General features: G+C 69.7%; 16 protein-coding genes. 2 read left to right on the forward strand and 14 right to left on the reverse strand.

What is annotated here, in order from left to right:
* Positions 1-147 precede the first annotated feature (147 nt).
* The 3 genes from NY1_RS40405 to NY1_RS40415 form a co-directional block, all read right to left on the reverse strand.
* Complete coding sequence (locus NY1_RS40405) at positions 148-1,584, reverse strand: DUF2252 domain-containing protein (RefSeq protein ID WP_067723155.1); 1,437 nt, start codon at positions 1,582-1,584, stop codon at positions 148-150.
* A 132-nt stretch (positions 1,585-1,716) separates the two neighbouring features.
* The gene (locus tag NY1_RS40410) at positions 1,717-2,148 is read right to left on the reverse strand and encodes a helix-turn-helix transcriptional regulator (protein ID WP_067723157.1); all 432 of its coding nucleotides are present in this window, start codon (positions 2,146-2,148) and stop codon (positions 1,717-1,719) included.
* A complete protein-coding gene (locus tag NY1_RS40415; protein ID WP_067723159.1) occupies positions 2,109-2,684 on the reverse strand; it encodes a hypothetical protein in 576 nt (191 codons plus the stop codon). The genes NY1_RS40410 and NY1_RS40415 overlap by 40 nt, the downstream gene beginning before the upstream one ends.
* A 168-nt stretch (positions 2,685-2,852) precedes the next feature.
* Between NY1_RS40415 and NY1_RS40420 the strand changes: the two genes are divergently transcribed.
* Positions 2,853-3,701: an alpha/beta hydrolase gene (locus NY1_RS40420; RefSeq protein WP_067723165.1), complete on the forward strand. Its 849-nt coding sequence runs from the start codon at positions 2,853-2,855 to the stop codon at positions 3,699-3,701.
* 46 nt (positions 3,702-3,747) lie between these two features.
* On the opposite strand, the gene NY1_RS40425 is transcribed toward NY1_RS40420, so the two are convergent.
* Complete coding sequence (locus NY1_RS40425; RefSeq protein WP_067723167.1) at positions 3,748-4,047, reverse strand: DUF1540 domain-containing protein; 300 nt, start codon at positions 4,045-4,047, stop codon at positions 3,748-3,750.
* An 88-nt stretch (positions 4,048-4,135) separates the two neighbouring features.
* Here NY1_RS40425 and NY1_RS40430 point away from each other — a divergent pair, with 88 nt between their 5' ends.
* Positions 4,136-5,131 (forward strand): aldo/keto reductase, encoded by a 996-nt coding sequence (locus NY1_RS40430; protein ID WP_067723169.1) that lies wholly within the window; start codon positions 4,136-4,138, stop codon positions 5,129-5,131.
* Here the strand turns inward: NY1_RS40430 and NY1_RS40435 are convergent.
* The 10 genes from NY1_RS40435 to NY1_RS40470 all read right to left on the reverse strand — a co-directional run bounded on the left by NY1_RS40435 (position 5,095) and on the right by NY1_RS40470 (position 18,545).
* Complete coding sequence (locus NY1_RS40435; protein ID WP_067723171.1) at positions 5,095-5,403, reverse strand: three-helix bundle dimerization domain-containing protein; 309 nt, start codon at positions 5,401-5,403, stop codon at positions 5,095-5,097. The genes NY1_RS40430 and NY1_RS40435 overlap by 37 nt on opposite strands.
* A gap of 362 nt (positions 5,404-5,765) precedes the next feature.
* On the reverse strand, positions 5,766-6,113 hold the full coding sequence (locus NY1_RS42510) for a DUF1214 domain-containing protein (protein WP_084536295.1): 348 nt from the start codon (positions 6,111-6,113) through the stop codon (positions 5,766-5,768).
* Positions 6,025-6,339, reverse strand: coding sequence for a DUF1254 domain-containing protein (locus tag NY1_RS45505; protein ID WP_084536296.1), 315 nt, complete (start codon positions 6,337-6,339; stop codon positions 6,025-6,027). The genes NY1_RS42510 and NY1_RS45505 overlap by 89 nt, the downstream gene beginning before the upstream one ends.
* 117 nt (positions 6,340-6,456) lie before the next feature.
* Complete coding sequence (locus tag NY1_RS45280) at positions 6,457-9,096, reverse strand: AAA family ATPase (RefSeq protein ID WP_084536297.1); 2,640 nt, start codon at positions 9,094-9,096, stop codon at positions 6,457-6,459.
* 154 nt (positions 9,097-9,250) lie between these two features.
* The gene (locus NY1_RS40445) at positions 9,251-11,824 is read right to left on the reverse strand and encodes a winged helix-turn-helix domain-containing protein (RefSeq protein WP_084536298.1); all 2,574 of its coding nucleotides are present in this window, start codon (positions 11,822-11,824) and stop codon (positions 9,251-9,253) included.
* Positions 11,825-11,944: 120 nt separating this feature from the next.
* Complete coding sequence (locus NY1_RS40450) at positions 11,945-12,637, reverse strand: alpha/beta hydrolase (RefSeq protein WP_067723174.1); 693 nt, start codon at positions 12,635-12,637, stop codon at positions 11,945-11,947.
* 27 nt (positions 12,638-12,664) lie between these two features.
* A complete protein-coding gene (locus tag NY1_RS40455) occupies positions 12,665-13,606 on the reverse strand; it encodes an amidohydrolase family protein (RefSeq protein ID WP_067723188.1) in 942 nt (313 codons plus the stop codon).
* 207 nt (positions 13,607-13,813) lie between these two features.
* Positions 13,814-15,589, reverse strand: coding sequence for a CocE/NonD family hydrolase C-terminal non-catalytic domain-containing protein (locus NY1_RS40460; protein WP_067723190.1), 1,776 nt, complete (start codon positions 15,587-15,589; stop codon positions 13,814-13,816).
* Positions 15,590-15,758: 169 nt separating this feature from the next.
* Entirely contained in the window at positions 15,759-16,712 is a 954-nt protein-coding gene (locus tag NY1_RS40465) for an LLM class flavin-dependent oxidoreductase (RefSeq protein ID WP_067723192.1), read from the reverse strand.
* A 99-nt stretch (positions 16,713-16,811) separates the two neighbouring features.
* Entirely contained in the window at positions 16,812-18,545 is a 1,734-nt protein-coding gene (locus tag NY1_RS40470) for an amidohydrolase (RefSeq protein WP_169815483.1), read from the reverse strand.
* Positions 18,546-18,604: the final 59 nt, after the last annotated feature.

Below are 18,604 nucleotides of genomic sequence, written 5' to 3' on the forward strand. Positions count from 1 at the left end.
GCAGAACACGCCGAGCCCGCGCGGGAACCGCTCGATCACCATCGCGACCGCCAGCGCCACGGTCAGCACCACCGCGACCAGTGCGATCATCGCCGCGATCCGCCGGGCGAGGGCGTCGGTTTCCGGGGCGCTCATCGGATCGCGCCGTCAGATCCCCGGCTGGGCGGGCACCCGGCCGGCGGCGATGGCATCGACGAGCTGCCGGTGGTCACGTTCGTTCTGGTCGGCGTACGCCTCGGCGAACGCGCGCACCGCCCGATCGAAGGACCGGCCGGCCCCCAGATAGGCCGCGATGGCAATGCGATCGCCGGATCTGGCGTGCGCCCGCGCCAGCGTCCACCCGCACAGTTCGCCGTAGGCCCGCATCCCGCGCGGCACCATGGCATCCACCTCGGCCGAGCCCTTCCAATCCCGCAATTGCCGCACGTAGAAGTCCCGGAGCCGCCCGTCGCTGCCCGGCACCCGCACCCAGCCGAGGAAGATATCGCTGACGGCCTGCATCAACCGCTGCCCGACCACCACGCGCTGCCCGCAATTGTCGAATTCGCTGGGCCCCGTGTACGCCTCGAGCACCGACGGCCCGGCCTCCTTGGCCTGCAGGAACAATGGGTCCAGGCCGGTGTCGCCGTCGTCGCCGAGCAGCAGCAGCATCCAGGACCGGGTGCCGACGCTGCCCACGCCGACCACCTTGCGCGCCATATCGGCGAGCACGAACCGATCCAGCAGCAGGCGGCGTTCGGGGCCGAGACTGGCCCGGTAGTCCGCGAGCAGATAGCGCAGCCGCTCGCGCAGTTCCTCGCTCTCGGCCGGGTCGTCGAACAGTTCCGAGATCGGCACCACCAGTGGCGGTTCCGATTCCAGGCGCACCCCGTCGTCGGTCACCACGGCGAAGCGTTCCAGCGCCCCGAGATTGTCCTTGCTCCGCGCTTTCGCCGAACTGCGCGCCAGGCGCTTGCGCTGGGCATGCCGCAGCCGCACCGCGGTCAGCGATTCCAGGCTGTCGATATCGGCGCGGGCGTACCAGACCTCCAGGGTCCCCATGTCCGCGAACCGCCGCATGGCCAGCCGGTACGCCCGCACCGCCGCTTCCACGATCCGCGCGCATTCCCCCGGCGTGAACTCGTTGGCTCGCCCGGCGATCTCCAGGCTGGTGGCGAGCCGTTTGACATCCCACTCCCACGGTCCGGGCAGGGTCTCGTCGAAGTCGTTGATATCGAACACGAGCCGCCGCTCCGGCGAGGCGAACAACCCGAAGTTCGCCAGATGCGCGTCTCCGCACGCCTGCACCGTCAGCCCGGTGGCCGGCGTTCCGGCCAGATCGCTCGCCATCGGCAGGGCTGCCCCGCGGAAATACGCGAACGCCGAGGCCGCCATGCGCCCATACCGGATCGGCAGCAACTCCGGAACCCGTACGGTCCCTTGCCCTTCCAGCAGCGCCAGGGGGTCCGCGCGTACCCGCCCGGCCCGGAACTCGCAGTGCCCGGATCGTGGCGCCACCGCCCGCGCTGCCTTCCCCAGCGCCACGCTCTGTTCCCGACTGGGCCGCACCGCCCGCTCTCTACCGGGCATGGTTGTCCGTGACATCGACGGTCCTCGCAATCCGAGACGACGGGTTCCCGCTGGGGGCTTCCGAAGCCTCAACCAGTGGACTCCGCCGTCCGGCTCGGAGTGTCATCCATAGCGGGTGAGAAAGCCGGCGCACCGACCCGGCGCAGCTCAGCCGGCCGAGCTTCCCGTCTCGCTGTGCGCCCACTGCCACGCCCGCGGCGACACACCGAACGCGGCACGGAAACGCCGGGAGAAGTGCGCCGGGTTGACGAACCCCCAGCGCACGGCGACCTGCCCGATCGGCACGGCCCGCCCGCCGCGCGCCAGTTCCGCCCGCGCGCCCTCCAGCCGGGTCGTCATGATCCATTCCCCGATCGGCACGCCGTGCGCGGCGGACCACACGTTGTACAACTGCCGCACCGAGATGTGATGCGCCGCCGCGACCTGCCCGGGCGTGAGCGCCGGATCCCCCAGCCGCCGTTCGACATACGCGGTCAAGCGCACCGCCAGGCTCTCGCGCAGATCGTCGTGCTGCCCGCGGGTATCGGCCGCGGTGGTGATCAGCGCCCGCACCAGCTGAATCGTGGCCGATTCGACCATGATTCGCGCAGGCCCCGCCGGAATCTCGCCTTCTTCGCCGAGTGCGGCGATATGGCGGCCACCAAGCCGTAGAGCGGGCTGGCCCGGAGCCTGGTCGCCGCGCTGCGCACGGTGTCGATCGGCAGCCCGAGCAGGGTGTAATCGAGGATCACCACTTTGGTGCCGCCGATGCCGCGCCACTCGTAGTCGGATGCGCTGGTGCCATCGGTCAATTCGAGGTCGCCCACCCCGACCACGTGATCGACCCCGCAGTGCGCGAAGGTCGCGGGGGCCCGCAATTGCAGCCCGAGCCCGACCCGTTCCGGCGCGGCCGCGCGCACCTGTTTCGGTCCCCGGGTCACCCGCATGCCGGTGCCGTCCACCCGCGTCGCGTGCACCCCCTGGCCCAGATCCCACACGGTGAGCCGATGCCACAGCTCACCGCGATACGGCGCGAACCGTTGAATCGCGGGTATCTCCCGATCGGAGAGCGCGGCGTCCACCGCGGCCACCCGATCGGCCCAGGGCAGCGACCCGGTATCCAGCAGCACGACCATGCCCCACCTCCGCATCGATCGTAGAACCTGTTCCGGCAGTGCAGAACCCGATCCGCGGCTGTTCCCACCGTGCACGATCCGGCCGGTACGCCGGCTCGCCGATCCGGGAGCTCCTACCGTGCCACCTCAGTGGACAACGAACGATCGTCCGGCCGGTTAGGAGTCACCATGACCACGTCGTCTATCGACGAACACACCCTGGCGCAGATCGCCCGCGCCAATGAGAGCGACCGGACGCCGGTCGTCTTCGTGCACGGGCTGTGGCTGCTGGCCAGCAGCTGGGATCGATGGGCGGAGCTGTTCATCGAAGCCGGGTACGCGCCGGTGACCGCGAACTGGCCCGATGACCCGGAAACCGTCGCCGCGGCGCACGAGCATCCGGAAGTGTTCGCGAACAAGACGATCGGCCAGGTCGCCGACCATGTCGCGGAGGTCATCGGGTCCCTGTCGCGCAAACCGGCCGTGATCGGTCACTCCTTCGGCGGTCTGCTCACCCAGATCGTCGCCGGCCGCGGGCTGTCGCTGGCCTCCGTCGCGATCGATCCGGCGCCGTTCCGCGGCGTGCTGCCCTTGCCGATCTCGGCGCTGCGCTCGGCCGCACCGGTGCTGCACAATCCGGCCAACCGGCATCGGGCGGTGCCGTTGACCTTCGATCAGTTCCGGTTCGGGTTCGCCAATGCCGTTCCCGCTGAGGAAGCCCAGCAGCTGTACGACACCTTCGCCGTCCCGGCGCCGGGCGCTCCGCTGTTCCAAGCCGCCGCGGCGAATCTCAACCCCTGGTCGGAAGCCAAGGTGGACACCGGCAATCCCGAGCGCGGCCCGATGCTGATCATCTCCGGGGAGAAGGACAACACGGTTCCGCGTTCGATCTCCGAAGCCACCTACCACCAGCAGCAGAAGAACTCCGACGTCACCGAATTCGTCGAGATCCCGGGGCGGGGCCACGCGCTCACCATCGACAGCGGCTGGCGCGATGTGGCCGAGACGAGCCTGAAGTTCGTGCAGCGGTTCGCATAGGTGCGAGGCGACGGCCGGAAGGTCGTCGCCTCGGTCCGCGGCGGGGTCAGCGGGTGCTGTAGGTCAGGCAGCGGGCGGCGTGTTCGCCCATGCCCGGGCCGACGCGAATGTCACCGGCGGAGCATTCGAGGCCCTGGTTGTGGGTGCAGTCCGCGCGCTGGCAGGCGCCGACCATGCTGGTCACGGTGTCCAGGCCGCCCTTGGTCGACAGGGCGATGAAGGTGCCGCAGTCGGCGCCGCCGTCATGGTCGGCGACATTGATGGCGTAGGCGTGACAACCGTCGTGGTTGTAGGAGCAATTGCTGACTGTGCATTCGCTGACGTGCGGCATTTCCATTGTGGTCATGTATGCCTCCGAGCATCTCGGCAGTCATGTGCAAGACATGACCAGAGTAGACCGGTCGGCATGTATGGGGTCGTGAAACGCTCTAGGCATGCCAGTTCCCAATGCTTCCGGAGCAACCGTCCGTTCGTCGATCGCCCGATTCGGGTTGGGTACGGCCGCCGTGGGGCGGCCGGGGTACATCACGCTGGGGCGTGAGCTGGATTTGCCGGCCGATCGATCGGTGGCGGCCCTGCGGGCGCGGACACACGCCCTGCTCGATGCGGCGTGGGCGGCGGGCGTGCGGTACTTCGATACCGCGCGGTCGTACGGGCGGGCCGAGGAGTTCGTCGGCGAATGGCTCTCGGCGCGGCCCGAAGTCGCGGCCGGGGCGCAGATCGGCAGCAAATGGGGCTACACCTACACCGCCGATTGGCAGACCTCGGGCGTGCCGGTGCACGAGGTCAAGGAGCACAGTGTCGCGGTGTTCGATCGTCAGATCCGGGAGACCCGCGCCCGATTGGGGCGGCACCTGGATGTGTATCTGATCCATTCGGTCACGCCGGACAGTCCGGCGCTCACCGATCCCGTGCTGCACGCGCGGCTGGCGGCGCTCGCCGCCGAGGGAGTGCGGGTCGGGTTGTCGACCAGCGGGCCCGCGCAGGCGCGGACGGTGCGGGCGGCGCTGGCGGTCGAGGTGGACGGGCAGCCGCTGTTCTCGGCCGTGCAGGCCACCTGGAATCTGCTGGAGACCTCCGCGGGATCGGCGCTGGCGGAAGCGGATTCGGCGGGCTGGCTGGTGGTGGTGAAGGAGGCCATGGCCAATGGCCGCCTGGCCGGCCGCAATGCCACCGGGTCCGATACCGCCGCGCTGCGCGCCGTCGCCGAGCGCGTCGGCGCGCAGCGCGATGCGGTGGCGCTGGCCGCGGCCGCCGCCCAGCCCTGGGCCGGCATCGTGCTGTCCGGCGCGGCGACCATCGATCAGCTGGAGTCCAACCTCACCGCCGCCGCGCTCGAACTCACCCCCGCCGACCGCACCGCACTGGAGACCCTGGCCGAACCCGCCGAGACCTACTGGCGCACCCGGGCCGAATTGCCTTGGGCCTGAACCATACCGGGCAGCATGGACGACACCGTTCTCGGCGGAGTTCTGGGCGCGACGGCGGCCGCGGGAGCGCGATAGGCCATCCGCCGGCGTAGCTGCCTTTCCGCGATCCGTTCGACCAGCAGCGGGATGAATTCCCGCACCCGGTGATCGACGAATTCGCGATGGATTCCGCGCACTTCCTCGCCGACCACCCCGGTCGCGAGGTGCGGGAATTTGTCGGCCAGCCGGGCGACGAGCTCGCGGATCTGCTGCTCCTCTTCGGACGCCGTCATGCTCTGGTCTCGCCTCCATACGCAACAAGTTGATACCGGCTCCGCCCTTCCCAGCGGCGCACGGCGGAATGGGCAACGGCCCGGGAACATTTCGAGTTTCCGGCCCGCTATTCGAGTGTCATGTCAACACCAGGGACTTTACCCCCGTGAATCCCTTTCTGGCACAACATGTCGCAACGTCGGCATGAGCCGTCCTCGACGACGACAATTGCGAGCGACAAATGAAATTGCAGTTGCAACAGAAGCTTTCAGGAGCGAAAAGTTCGCGAGTGCAGCAACATCTGAAACAGTGGCGTGCGATCGGGGTGGTGCGGGAAATGCGCGGTCCGCCGAAACCGTTGCGGCCCAGCCGGTACTACCTGTCAGGAGGGGCGGAGCGGCGGCGGCGTCCAGGTGTGGTCGATCGCGGCGGGCTGGGGTGCGTAGAGGCGCATGGTCAGTGTGAAAGCGCCGTGTTCGGGGATGGGCAGCCAGTTGGCGGCGGCGACTTCCGGTGCGGGCTGGACGGTTTGGACCAGGATGTCGACGCTGCCGTCCGGGTTGCGGACGACGGGCTGCTGATGTCCGACAGAGTAGACGCCCGCGGCGTTCGGGATCAGGAAACCGTCGGCGACGGCCCGCTCAGCACATCGGCGGGATGCGGGCGGAATCGCCGCCCGGGGTGAGGCCGAGGGTGGCGAACCGCTGGAGAGCGGGCGGGTTGCCCGCACCGGTGGTTTCCATCAGCCAATAGCGCGATCCCATGGCCGGGACCTGCAGCACCACCGGCCCGTCCCGCAGATCCAGCCACGCCTGGAGCAGAGCGTGTCCTGATTCGGCCGCACCAGGGCGCGATCGCGGGCCACGCTGACTCTGCCGAGGTCGCGGGCGGTTGCCATCGCCTCGCCGGGGTGAACCCGCACGCGCGGCGTTCGTATCCGTCACGGCATAGGTCATCGGCTCGCGGACCGCGGCGGGAAAACCGCAGGATGGTGGCACAGCGGAGGGCCGTCCGCCCCGTCGATGACCGATCACGACCGCCACCTGGGCGGCCCGTCCGCTGCCCAGCGGGGTTCAGAGCGACAGCCGGAACCCGTGCTCGAAATCGATGGCGGCCAGCTGTTCGCGCCGGGCCAGGCCGAGCTTCTGGAAGACGCTCGACAGGTGGTGACCCACGGTGCGCGGGCTGATCAGCAGGCGCGCGGCGATCTCGCGGTTGGTGAGCCCCGTCGCGGCCAGCTTGGCGACCTGGAGTTCTTGCGCGGTCAGTAGCGCCGGGGGTGCGTCGGCCGTCACCGCCTGCCGGTCCCCGGCCATGGTGAGCTCGCGGGCGGCGCGCGCCGCCCAGGGCAGCGCGCCGAAACCGTCGAAGACCCGCAGCGCGGCGCGTAGTTGCTGCTGTGCGTCCCGGCGGCGGCGGGCGCGGCGCAACCATTCGCCGTAGGCCAGCCGGTACCGCGCGTGCACGAAAGGGCGTTGCACCGGCGCGATTTCGATGGCCGCCGCGAAGTGTGCGTCGGCCTCGGCTCCGGCGGCGAGCAAGGCCCGGCCCAGCTCGGCGTCGGCCCGCGCCCAGGCCGCGCCGGTGTGGTCGGCCTGCGCCACCAGGGTTTCCAGATACCGGGCAGCCCGTTCCGGCCGCCCGGACCGCACCGCCGCCTCGATCGCGTCCCCGGCGCTCAGCGCCTCGATGGTCGGATGGTGCGCCGGATGGCCCGGAGTGGCGATCGAGTCGAACAACTCGCAGGCGTCCTCGGTGCGATCCGCGCCGAGCGCATGCAATCCCCGGCACCAATACGCGGCCGCCGTGGACGGGAAATACCGGCGCGGTTCCGCGAATTCCAGCACCCGCCCAGCGAATTCGCTCACGGCGGCCGAGTCGCCCCGCAGCGCCGCGATGAACGCCATCGTCAGATAGGCGTCCGCCACGGTCTTGCGCCCGGTGAAATCCACCGCCAAGCGCAATGCCTCCGCGGTATCGGTCAGCGCGTCGTCCCACCGGCCGGTCACGAAATGCAGCCACGAACGCTGCCCGAGCGTGTACCCGAGCCAGCTGATCGGTCCCTCGGTCCGCAGCCGCTCCAGCCCGTCCCGATACAACGCCAGCGCCTGCACCTCGGTCCCGAGCAACATGGCGATATCGGCCACCGGTAACCGCCACGGCGGCAACGACTCCCCCTCCCCACCGGCGGTCCGCTCCGCCGCGGCCAGTTCGGTGAGTTGAGCGCGGGACATCGGGTCGCCGACGACCCATTCGGCGCGGGTGACGCCGTGGCGCAGTTCGGCACGGAACCTCGGCTCCACGCGGGCGGCGTCGCGGCTGAGGAGTTGGCGGGCACGTTCCGGATTGCCTTGGCCCAGTTCGAACATTCCGGCCAGACCGCCGCCGGCGATGGATACCTCTTCCGGATCGGCGCGGTCGCCGGCAGCGGTGAGGAGTTCGCGAGCGGTTTCGACGTCACCGCTGTCCCACGCGGCACGCGCGGCGCGGGAGAGGCGGAGGGCGGCGGATGCGGTATCCGGGGAGAGGGCGGCGGCGCGGCGCAGGGTGCGGGCGGCGGTGATCAGACCGCCACGGGCCCAGGCGCGTTCGGCGACGGCGTCGAGGGCGACGGCGATGGCCTCGTCGGGTTTGTCGGCGGCTTCGGCGAGATGCCAGGCGCTGCGGTCGGGGTCGGAGTCGGCGAGTACGGCCGCCAGGGCGGCGTGGGCGGATCGGCGGGCGGACGGGTTGGCGGATTCGAGGACGGCGGCTCGAATCAAGGGGTGGCGCACCGTGATTCGGCCTTCTTCGGCCCGTATCAGACCGGATTCCAGTGCGGCCTGCCAGTCATCGTCGGAGACGCCCAGCGTGTGGGCCGCGCTGAGCAAAATGGCGGTGTCGCCACCGTCCTCGGCGGCGGCCACCAGCAAGGCGGTGAATTGACCCGCCGTGAGATGCCGGAATGCCACCTCGAAGGCGTCGCGCAGCCGCGGCCCCAGCTCGGGTCGCCGATCGGCCGCCGGTCCGAGCTCGCGTCCCGCGCCCCGGCTCAGTTCCACCAGGGCCAGCGGATTGCCGGCGGTGAGCCGCAGCAGCCGCCGCATCCGCAAGGGACTGAGGTTCGGGTTCTGCTGCGCTACCAGCTGTTCCGCGCTCACCCGATCGAGTTCCGGCACCGGGAGCAGCGGCAGCGACTGTGCCGGACCGGCCGTCCCGGGGTGGGCGGCGAACAGCATCAGGATCGGGTCGGCGGCGGTGCGCCGGGCCACGAAGGTCAGGCAGGTGCGGCTCGCGGCATCGAGCAGATGCAGATCGTCCACGACGGCCAGCACCGGCTGCCGTTCCGCGAGTTCGGACAGCAGCGTCAGCACCGCCACCCCGATGAGCAGCGGCCCGCCCTCCGGCTCGGCCAGCCCGAGGGCTCCGCGCAGGGCGCTGGCCTGCGCGGCGGGCAATCCGTCCACCCGGTCCAGCACCGGCCACAGCAGCTCGTGCAGCGCCGCGAACGCCACTTCGGTCTCGCTCGGCACGCCCCGGCAGCTCAGCACCCGGAACCCGGCGGCGCGGGCGACAGCGTAGTCCAGCAGCACCGTCTTCCCGATGCCCGGTTCACCGACCAGCACCAATGCCGCTCCGGCCCCGTCCCGGGCCGCCGCGATGAGCTGGTCGAGGCGGTCCTGTTCGGCTTTGCGGCCGAGCAGGCGCGGCGTCGCGCCCGGCTGTCGCGGCATCGATCGAAACGCTCCCTTCGAATCGGGGCTTCCTCGGCGGCAGCACCATCATGCCCCAGCCGCCGGGCGGACATCCGTACCCCGAGTCTGGCCGCGCGGTGGGCGCGCCCGCCACGCGCCACGGGGGTGATGGTGCGAGCCGGCCGCCCGTGACTCACAGCAGCCCGGCCGCCCGCCCGCGCGTGATGGCCTGGCCGCGGCTGTTCGCGCCCAGCTTGAGATAGACGCTGCGCAGATGGGTCTTGACAGTATTGATGGACACCCCCAGGTCGGCGGCGATCTCGGCGCCGGTACGACCGGACGGAAGCTGCTGGAGCACAAGCAGTTCCGACTCGGTGAGACCGGGCGCCGGAAAGTCGCGCACCGCCGCCGGATGGTGCCGGATCACCTCGGCGAAATCCTCACCGGCGCCGAATCGTCCGCTGTGGATATCGAGGAGTTCGATGGACATCGGATTGTTGAGCCAGGGCCGGATCACCCGTTCGGGCGCGGACAGGGCGAGCGCGGCCCGCAGCGCCTCGACCGTCTTGGTGAACGCGCCGAGCCGATGCTGGGCCTCGGCATAGAGCAGCCAGCCGGTGACGAGGGTCATCGGATGCGCCGAATCCCCGTACCACAGCAGGGGTTCCAGTACGGCGCGCGTCGAACGGGTCTGATGCGCGGCCGCGCTGAGCATGGCCTGGGCCACCGTCACCTCGGCGGTCTCGCCGAGCGCCTGCCGCGCCACCGCCACCGTTTCCGCCGCCGCCGCGATCTCCCGGGACCGCGCCAGCCGCGCCACCGTGGCATCCAGCAGCAGGCCCGCGCCGGTGGGCGGTTGCGGGCCGCGGCGCAGCAGGTCGAGCAGACCGGTTCGCAAGGCGTGCAATGTTTCCCGGCCGCCGACGGCGATGACCGCCAGCAGCCGCCAGTCTATCTCGGTGGGCAGGGCGTCGGCGGGCATGCCGTGCGGGGTGGGCAGGCCCGCCGCGTCGGCCAGGTCGCCGACGATCCGCCGGTCCCAGTCCTCGCCCTGGATGACCCGGCCCATCGCGGCCGCGATGAGCGCCCGCTGGGTGTCCGGCGAATCCGTGATGCCTTGGCGGCGAGCGAATTCGACGGCTTCGTCGGCGAGCCCGCGCATGGCCGTGATCGACCCTTGGTAGCCGACGGTGACCGCCAGCCGGGTCATGGCGAGCAGCATCAGGCGCGGGCGGGCGAAATGTTCGGCGATGGTGATGCCCGACTTCAGCAGGGCGGCGGCCCGATCGAAGCGTCCCTGCAACAGCATGGCGGTGCCGTACTGCACGTAGACGTAGCAGTCGATATCGCTGTTGCCGGTGGCGGCGTAGGCGTCCAGGGGATCGAGGTCGGTCACGCCGGTGCCGGTGGTGACGGCGATATCGGCGGCGATGGCGAAGTCGAGTGCCGCGAGCCAGGCGGGCGGGGCGATCTCCGACGGCGATTGCGGCTGCCCGCCTTGGAAATCCGAGTAGGTGGCGGCCCGGCCGGACGCGCCGCGGGTGAGGGCGTCGGTGCTGCGCAGCCGCCACAGGTACGGGTCCTCGGCGAATGCGGAACCGGGTTCGGCCACGGTGTCGAACAGTTCCGGTCCGCGGCCGTCCAGTACCAGGCCCGCGCCGCGCGCCCGCAGGAACTCGCGCCGGTATTCGCGTTCGAGCTGCCGCAGCCGCCCGGCCTCTTCGGCATTGCGCTGTTCGAGTTCCGCCGCGAAGTATGCCCGCAGCAGCGGATGGTAGGCGTACCAGACCTCCCCGGCGGCCGATCGGCGAGTGACCGGGATGCCGAGTTGCAGCAGTTCGCCGAGGATCTCGCGGGTGCGTCCGCCGTGCAGCGCCATGGCGAGGTCCTCGGTGAATCGAGCCGAAATGCTGGTGCGCATCAGGAATTCGCGGGTGTCCCAGGGCAGTCCGGCCAGCACCTCACCGAGTAGGTAGTCCACCACCGGTTGCGCCGGCCGGGCCAGTTCGGCCAGCGCGGTGCCGGGATCGGGTGCGGCGGCCAGCATGATCGCCGCGATCCGCACCACCACCGCCCAGCCGCCGCTGATCTCGCGCACGCGTTCCAGCACCGCCTCGCCGGGTTCGCAGCGATGCTGCCGGAACAGTTGCGCCACTTGCGATCCGGACAGTTCCAGATCTTTCGCGTCGATCCGGGTCAGCCGGTCGTGCACATGCAGTCCGTGCCAGCGCAGCGGCGGTTCGTGGCGGCCTGCGAGCACCACCGTCACCGTGGGCGGGGCGTGCCGGATCAGGTATTCGATCGCGGCCAGCAGGTAGGAGTTGGTGAGCAGATGCGCGTCGTCGATCACCAGCACCGCCGGAATCGCCTGTGCCGCCAGCACTCCCGCGAGATGGGTCGCGTAGTGCACGGGGGTGACAGTTTCCGGCGGCGGGGGCGGGGTGCCGAGGGCCGCCCTCAGCGCCGCCGCCAGTTCGACCCAATGCGAGGAGTCCCGATCGAGGGCCGGGGTCACGGTCAGCCAGGCGACCGCCGTATCCGGCGTGTGCGCCGTGCGCCGGGCCAGCCAGTCGTGCAGCAGGACGGTCTTACCGCTGCCCGCCGGGGCCGCCAGCACCACCACGCGTGCGCCGTGCGCCGCGGGGCCGAACCGGTCGTCGAGTTCGGGCCGGGCGACGGGTTCGCAATGCGGGGCCGGTATCCGGCACAGCTGCGCGCGTTCCAATATCGAGCGGGGACAAGAAGTTGTTCGTTGTGAGGTGGTCATCGAGCCTCCGGACCGAATGCCGACCCATCACAACCGCCGCTGGCAACGCTACCGCAAATACCAGGTCGTGGACGGTGCGATGAATTTGTTCACATTCGGTCCGGAGCGGCTCGAGCGCCGTCAGCTCAGTTCGGTGGCGGCCTGGTCGATCAGATCGGTGACCGCTTTCGCCTGCGAGGCCAATGAGGCGTGGCTGGCGGGCAATTCGATGAGGGCGCGCGGATTCATGCGCTGCGCCATGCGCCGCTCATTGTCGGGATTGATCATTCGGTCCTCGGTGGACACCTGATACCAGGTCGGTTTGACCTTCCAGGCGGGCGCGGTCACGGTATCGCCGAAGGTGGACCCGAGCGGGGCTTTCTGGGTGACCGCCATGACGAGGGCTTCCTCGTCGGAGAGGTCCTGGCAGAAGCTTTCCTGGAATTTGTCCTGCGCGATCCACAGGTAACCGTCGGAGTCGGGCGCGATATTGGCGAACGCGGCGGGCGGCAGCTGTTCGCTGATCTGACCGGGGCTCTCCCCCGCGTCGGGCGCGAAAGCCGCGATATAGACCAGGCCCGCCACATTCGGCTGATCGCCGGCCTCGGTGATGACCGCGCCGCCGTAGGAATGCCCGACCAGCAGCACCGGTCCGTCGACCTGGGCGACCATTTTGCGGGTGCGTTCGGCGTCGTCGGCGAGCGAGGTGAGCGGATTCTCCACCGCGTGCAGATCGCCGTAGCCGCGCTGCCGCAATTCGACGATGACCTTCGCCCAATGGGCGGCGCCACCCCAGAATCCGTGCACCAGGACGATTGCCGGTTTGTCAGCCATGACCGTGCCTTTCGTAGACGTGGACGTTCACTTCAGGTGGAAAAGCTGTGCGGCATTCCCCTCCAGCATCGCCTGTGCCGCGGCGGGCGGAATGGTCGGGTCGCTCAAATAGCTGACGGCCCGGGCGAAGATCTTGCCGTTCTCGTAGGGGAAGTCGGTGCCCAGCAGCAAACGGTCCGCACCGAAGGAATCGAGGGCGGCGCGCAGGGCGGGCAGGTGGCCGTGGCCGACGGTGTCGTACCACATCAGCCGGGCCACGGTGCTGGGCAGTTCCGGCGATTGCGGTGACTCCCAGCGGTATTGGTTGTCGGCGCGCTGCAACAGCATCGGCAGCGCCCCGCCCAGGTGCGAGTTGATGATGCGAATATCGGGATACCGCAATGGGATTCCCCGCAGGATCAGCTGCAGCACGCTGATGGTGTCCTCGATCGGCGCACCGGCCATCCAGGTCATCTGATAGTCGCGGATGAGCGGTGAACAGGCGCTGTTCCCGGCGGGGTGCAGGTACAGCACCGCGGCCCGCCGGTTCAGTTCCTCGAAGATCGGCGTGAACTCCGGTTCCACCAGGGCGCGGTTGAGCACGGTGGTGTTCATGACCACGCCGGCCATACCCAATTCGTCCAGGGCCCGGCCCATTTCGGCGATCGACTCCTCGACGTGCGGCATGGGCGTGGCGGCGAAGGCCAGGAAGCGCTCCGGGTACAGCGCGACCAGCCGGGCGTATTGATCGTTCACGAAACGCGCCGCGGCGACGGCCTTCGCCCGGTCCGCGCCGTACGGTAACTGCGGCGCGGCCGACAGCACCTGGATATCCACGCCGGTGCGGTCCATGAGGGCGAGCCGGTCGTCCAGTTCGGTGCCGCCGCCGGCGCCCATTCCGCGCTGGGTGTCGGTGTCGGTATGGCCGAGCTCCACCAGCAAATCCAGATAATCATCGGTCCAGTAGTGCGCGTGCACATCCACTATCACTCGAATCCCTCCTGTCCAGCTCGAGGCGGCCCGGCGGGCACCCGCGTAGCCGCCGGTGTTCCGATCACACGTCAACCACCGTACGAGCGTCCGGATGGGGCGGCTCCGCCCGCCGAGGGTGAGATCACGCGGCCACGGACCGCGACCAGTCAGGGATCGAGCCTGCGCCCGCGGGCTGCCGGGCAGCCCGCGAGCGGGTGTGGGTGCTCAACCCAGTTCGATATCCAGATACGAGTCGCCGTCCTCGGCCGATGCGATGGTCGTGGTGCCGTCCGGGCTGTACGAGTAGAGGCTGTCGTAACTGTTGACCACCAAGGCGAGGCGATGGCCATCCGGGATGTCGTAGCAGGCCGCCTGTAGTTGCCAGTGCACGATGCGCGGCTCACCCGGGGTCACATCGAGCAGAGTCGACGGCTCGTGCGTGATGAGGCGGGCCGTGTGGTCGGCATCCACATCGAACAGGTAGGCCACCAGGGTCGCGGCCGGCGCGGTGCTGCTCACCGACAGTTGCAGGGCCGGGATGCCGCGCAGGCGACGGCCGCCGGCCAGCGCCTCGGTCTGCCAGATGAGCAGGCGGTCGCGCTCGAATTCTACGAGCCGGTAGGTCTGCGGCGTGCCGTAGCACTCCCGCTGCCCGGTCTTCAGGAACTCGGCGACCGCGGTCGCCGCGGTCGCGGTGTCACCGGCGGTGAAGCTGCGCGTCCAGCCGGATTCGGGTTTCGGTGTGAGGACGGCGTCCGTGCCGCCGCCATTGCCGAGGAACCAGCGTTCGGTTTCGGTACTGACGTCGTTCCAGTCGGCCTGGGCTTCGCGGCGGGCGGGTTCGGTGATCCGTTGTCCGCCACCCGCGATGGGCTGGGTCTGGTAGGTGAACATCACCTGGTTGCTCACCGTCTCCGGCTCGGCGGAGCCGGTGCCCTTCAGGTGCAGGTCCAGCCAGTCGAGGGCTTCGCTCATCGGCTTCAGCAGGCCCGGGAAGGGGAAGCCCAGCGGGATCCCGACCAGCCCGGCCGCTTCCGGCGCGCCGTGATTGCCGATCCACATATTGAGCCGCTTGGGCGGGTGCAGGCGGTTGAACGTTTCCAGGACCTCGTTGGCCGGGAACAGCGTTTCGTGCCAGGTGTTCGAGAAGAAGGTGGCGATGCCCCGGTCGTTGGTGTCGTCGACGAACGCTTCCGGGGAGCGTTTCGCGCCCCACGCCTCGACTTCGTCCATATGCGTGCCGGTTTCGAAGTACTCGAGAATGCGCAGCGTGTCCGGGTCGAACTTGTCCTCGCGTTTGCCGCCCGTGTAGTCGACCAGCAGTTGCATGGCGGACAGATGGCGAGTCTGGTTGGCGTACAGGGACGTTGCGAGATTGCCCCAGGTGCTCAATGCCACGACCACGGACACCCGGCGGGCCGGATCGGTCGCGGCGATCAGCTGGCTGAGACCGGAACCGTAGGATTCGCCGAGCATGCCGAACGCACTCGGCTGGAACAGGTCCCGTGCGTAATCGAGTACGAGAACGCCGTCTTCCCGGTCTTTTTCACCCGCGACATCGACGAATCCCGATGACGTGGGGATCTCGCCCGGCGTACCCAGCCCCCGGGGCGTATAGGCCAATACGTGATATCCGCGCACTGCCAGCATGAGGTAGGTCCAGACGAACGGCAGCCAGCCGAGCGGACTCCACCCCGCCGGCACGACCACCACCGGCCGCGGCTCGGGCCCGTTCAGTTTGACCGTCAATGCCGAGAGTTGCACGCCCTCGGCCCCGCTGATCTGCGTGATCTCGACTTCGGCCGCACTCCGGACGGTGTCCACCACCGCCTGCAGTTCCGCCGGCAATGCCCCGGCCGTCCCGGACCCGCGCACCGCCGCCAGCAGCGCCCGCGCCACTTGGACGACCTCCGGCGTGAAGGTCAATCCGTCGGCCCACATCCCATTGACCGCAATGCTTTCCAAGGTTTCATTGGTTACGTTCTCGACAGGTTCGGTCATTATCGACGCACCCCGATTCCACTCATGTCGTGCATGATGAAAATGGTGAAAACCTGTGCCAGGAAAAGCATCTGGCACCGATTCATCGTATGACCGCACTGGCCGTTCGCGCGTGAAAGCCGAGAAACATACCTCGAATTACGCTCTTACGGAATGTTTTTCGCGCCTTTCAATGCGTTCCGGTACCGATCAGCGGCACGACATCGCACGCCATCCGTTCGAGCACCGCGGCGAAGGAATCGCCGGGAAACAGCCACAATCCGATCGAATCCGCACCGGCGGCGTAGAGCTCGTCCAATCCGGCGGCCACCTGCGCGGGCGTACCGGCGACCGCGAATTCGCCCACCTCGCGATCCCCGATCTCCGCGCCGTGCGTGGCGGGCAGCGCGGACTGACCGACGAGTGCGGTATGCGCCTCGGCGCGCACGAAGAAGCCGACGGCGTCGCGTACCGCATAGCGGGCGATCGCGGGGTCGTCGTCGACCGCGGCGAGGGTGAAGACGGTGATCCGCGGCATCTTCCGCCCCGCTGCCGCCGCGCCGCGCGCGATTTCCGCACGCGCCCAGCGGATATAGGCCGGTCCGGCCAGCACCGACAGCAGCACTCCGTCCGCCTTCGCCCCGGCCAGCCGCAGTGCGCGCCGGTTCACCGCGCCGATCCACAATTGCGGCAACCGGATCGGCGGGTGGTCCAGCCGAATCTGGCCGAAATGGTGCGCGTACGTGGGCTTGTCGATTTCCTGTCCAGCCAGCAGCGCCCGCACCGCGTCGAAGCTCTCCCCCACCGCGGTCAACGGCCGGTCGGTGTCGAGTCCCATCTGCCGCAGCCAATGCCGATTGCCGAGTCCGAGGCCGGCGCGGAACCGGCCGGGATGCATGCGGGCAAGTCCGGCGATCTCCATCGCGAGCACGGCCGGATGCCGGGTCATCACGCTGGCCAAGCCCAGCCCCACCGGCACTTCCCGGGTCGCGGCCAGCAACTGTGCGACCCCGGACATGCCGCCGCTGAAGAAACAGTCTTCGGAGAACCACAGTTCGCCGAAACCGAGTTGCTCGGCCCGGGCCGCGCCCGTGGTCAGTTGCTCCGGCGGCGTGAGACTTCCGAAGACGATCCCGAGGGTCATGGCCGATCTCCCGAATAAGTGGACGCTATGTCCAGAACGAGGGTAGACCCTAAGCGGACATCCTGTCCATATGGCTCGTTCGGGCGGTGCCGCGCGGTTTCAGCGCGCCCAGCGGCGCACCCCGCCCACCCAGGTCTGGGTGACGCCGACGCCGTCGAAATCGGTGTCGAGGGGATTGCCTTGCAGGACGGTGAAATCCGCGAGCCGGCCCGGTGCGAGCACGCCGCGGTCGGTGAGGCCGAGCTGCTGCGCGGCAACGCCGGTGTAGGCGGCCAGGGCCTCGTGCGGCCGGATGCGTTCGGCCGCACCCAATATCGCGCCGGAGGCGGTGCGGCGCTGCACGGCGTCGCGCATGACGGCGAGGGGATCCAATGGCGTGATCGGTGTGTCGTTGTGCAGGGTGACGGGGACTCCGGCGTCGATGAGGCTGCGGGCCGGATCGAGGCGGGCGGCGCGGTCGGGGCCGAGGAACAGGTCGCGGTGCCGGTCGCCCCAGACGTAGACGTGGCGGCTGAACACCGAGGCTTGGATGCCCAGCCCGGCGAGCTGACGGATCTGGTCGTCGCGCAATACCTGGCAGTGCTGCATCAATACCGGCAGGTCGCTGCCGGTGCGCTCGCGGGCAGCGCGGGTGGCGGCCATGACCGCGTCCGCCGCGGCGTCGCCGTTGGCGTGGATGGCGGCGCGCAGTCCGGAATCGAAAGCGGCCACGATGAGTTCGGTCAGATCGGCGACCGAGGTGCGCAGTTTGCCCGCGGGGCCGTCGGGCGCGCCGGCGGCCGGCAGCGAATGGTAGGGCTGGGTGAGCGCGGCGGTCCAGCCCTGGATGGAGCCGTCGGCGAAGCCCTTGACCGCCAGCGTCCGCAGCCACGGCGATTGGTTCGGGGCGGTGTTCGCGACGCCGCGTACCCGGCCGGGCTGGTCGCCGTCGATCCAAAGTCCCAGGCGCACACGCAGATACGGCAGTGTGCCGATCAGGTTGTAGGCGGTGAGCAGTTGCGGTGAGACGGAGGAGTCCATGCCGGTGGTGACGCCGGCCGACAGGCAGCGGTCGGTGGCCGATTCCAGCACGCGCGCGATGCCGTCCGGGCTGATCGGGATGACCTTGGTGAGCACGCTCGAGGCGGCGGATTCGTAGAGGCGGCCGTCCGGTGCGCCGTCGGCGAAGCGGCCGTAGGAGCCCGCGGCCGGGTCGGCGCTGTCGCGGGTGATGCCCAGTTTCGCCAGGCCGGCCGAGTTGACCATCGCCAGGTGGCTGGAGATGTGCAGGACGAACACCGGGCGGCCCGGTGCGACGGCGTCGAGTTCGGCGAGGGTGGGAAAGCGCTGCTCGCGAATCGCGGTGTCGTCGAACTTCATTCCGACCACCCAGCCGTCGGACCGACCGGCCTGTTCGCGCAGCAGGGTCAGCACCTGATCCATGGATTCGACCGGGCCGAGGGGCGGGGCGGACAGATCCGCGGTCATCGAACTGACGCCCAGCAGCAGGAAATGCCCGTGCGGATCGATGAATCCCGGTGTCAGCGTCTGCCCGCCCAGGTCGGTGTCCGGGCCGCCGCCCCGGTTGCGCAGGGCCGCGCGCACCTCGTCGGTGCCGCCGACCAGGGTGATGCGATCGCCTTCCACCAGCACCGCCTCGGCGGTCGGGCGCTGCGAATCCTGGGTCAGCACAACGGCATTGGTGATGGCCTGCACGGCGGGCGCGGCCGGGTCCAGCAGTCGCGGGGCCGCGCTCGCCGTTCCGCCACCCATCGCCCCGGCTCCGGCGACCGTGCCCGCCAGGGCGGCGGCGAACTTCAGCGCATCGCGCCGGGTCACCGTCCTGCCGTGCAACCAGGGAATGGTCTTGCACTCACCACACAACTCGGGATCCTCTCGAACGGGCATCGGTG

It is taken from the genome of Nocardia yamanashiensis NBRC 100130 (genome assembly GCF_001613325.1).
Lineage (GTDB): Bacteria > Actinomycetota > Actinomycetes > Mycobacteriales > Mycobacteriaceae > Nocardia > Nocardia yamanashiensis.

What these genes read in the sequence shown, in the direction of transcription:
- NY1_RS40405 (WP_067723155.1), bottom strand. Translation starts at nt 1,584, where the DNA reads ATGTCACGGACAACCATGCCCGGTAGAGAGCGGGCGGTGCGGCCCAGT.
- NY1_RS40410 (WP_067723157.1), bottom strand. Translation starts at nt 2,148, where the DNA reads ATGGTCGAATCGGCCACGATTCAGCTGGTGCGGGCGCTGATCACCACC.
- NY1_RS40415 (WP_067723159.1), bottom strand. Translation starts at nt 2,684, where the DNA reads ATGGTCGTGCTGCTGGATACCGGGTCGCTGCCCTGGGCCGATCGGGTG.
- NY1_RS40420 (WP_067723165.1), top strand. Translation starts at nt 2,853, where the DNA reads ATGACCACGTCGTCTATCGACGAACACACCCTGGCGCAGATCGCCCGC.
- NY1_RS40425 (WP_067723167.1), bottom strand. Translation starts at nt 4,047, where the DNA reads ATGACCACAATGGAAATGCCGCACGTCAGCGAATGCACAGTCAGCAAT.
- NY1_RS40430 (WP_067723169.1), top strand. Translation starts at nt 4,136, where the DNA reads ATGCCAGTTCCCAATGCTTCCGGAGCAACCGTCCGTTCGTCGATCGCC.
- NY1_RS40435 (WP_067723171.1), bottom strand. Translation starts at nt 5,403, where the DNA reads ATGACGGCGTCCGAAGAGGAGCAGCAGATCCGCGAGCTCGTCGCCCGG.
- NY1_RS45505 (WP_084536296.1), bottom strand. Translation starts at nt 6,339, where the DNA reads ATGACCTATGCCGTGACGGATACGAACGCCGCGCGTGCGGGTTCACCC.
- NY1_RS45280 (WP_084536297.1), bottom strand. Translation starts at nt 9,096, where the DNA reads ATGCCGCGACAGCCGGGCGCGACGCCGCGCCTGCTCGGCCGCAAAGCC.
- NY1_RS40445 (WP_084536298.1), bottom strand. Translation starts at nt 11,824, where the DNA reads ATGACCACCTCACAACGAACAACTTCTTGTCCCCGCTCGATATTGGAA.
- NY1_RS40450 (WP_067723174.1), bottom strand. Translation starts at nt 12,637, where the DNA reads ATGGCTGACAAACCGGCAATCGTCCTGGTGCACGGATTCTGGGGTGGC.
- NY1_RS40460 (WP_067723190.1), bottom strand. Translation starts at nt 15,589, where the DNA reads ATGACCGAACCTGTCGAGAACGTAACCAATGAAACCTTGGAAAGCATT.
- NY1_RS40465 (WP_067723192.1), bottom strand. Translation starts at nt 16,712, where the DNA reads ATGACCCTCGGGATCGTCTTCGGAAGTCTCACGCCGCCGGAGCAACTG.